The sequence below is a fragment of the Streptomyces tricolor genome, assembly GCF_002155905.1.
In the GTDB taxonomy this organism is placed as follows: domain Bacteria; phylum Actinomycetota; class Actinomycetes; order Streptomycetales; family Streptomycetaceae; genus Streptomyces; species Streptomyces tricolor.
Window position 1 is genome coordinate 1 of sequence record NZ_MUMF01001046.1, and the last position, 669, is coordinate 669.

At 67.4% G+C, this 669-nt stretch carries 1 protein-coding gene; it reads right to left on the minus strand.

Going from position 1 to position 669, the window contains the following annotated elements; translation table 11 throughout:
* Positions 1–32 precede the first annotated feature (32 nt).
* Positions 33–669, minus strand: a 637-nt coding sequence (locus tag CCN44_RS42635) for a VOC family protein (protein WP_086704628.1), incomplete at its 5' end; no start/stop codon positions are given.

Below are 669 nucleotides of genomic sequence, written 5' to 3' on the forward strand. Positions count from 1 at the left end.
CCTTCAACGACCCCGACCGCGTCCCCGGGGGATCAGACGGGCGGGGCGACGAAGCAGCCGCGGTCGGGGTCGTTGAAGGACTCCTTGGCGACGAGTTCGTTCATGGGGTTCGCCGTGCCCCACTGGTCGGTGACCTCGGGCCGGGAGAAGTCGTAGACGTGGGGGTGCCAGGTGTCCTCGTCCAGGCACTCCAGCTCCGTCGTGTACTCGACGGTGTTGCCGTGCGGGTCGAGGAAGTACGTGAAGGTGTTGTCGCCCGCCATGTGCCGGCCGGGACCCCAGATCTTCTTGAACCCGGCGCGCATGACGCGGCCGGAGCCGCGCATGTACTCGTCGAGGCCGCGCATCTCGAAGGAGATGTGGTGCAGGGAGGTGTGCGGGCCCTTGGCCAGCGCCATGGAGTGATGCTGGCTGGAGATCCGCATGAAGTGCATGACCTCGCCCATGTGCGGCGAGCTGAGCGTGTCGGAGAGGCGGAAGCCCAGGTGGCGCTCGTACCACTCCCTCGTGCGGTTCAGGTCGGGGGAGTTGAGGACGACGTGGGACAGCTTGACCGGGATCGACTCCTTCTCCTCGATCTTGCGGTGCCGGCGGACCTCGACGTCGGCGGAGACTTCGAGGGTGCGGCCGTCGATGTCGAAGAAGCGGAAGCCGTAGCCACCGCCGGGG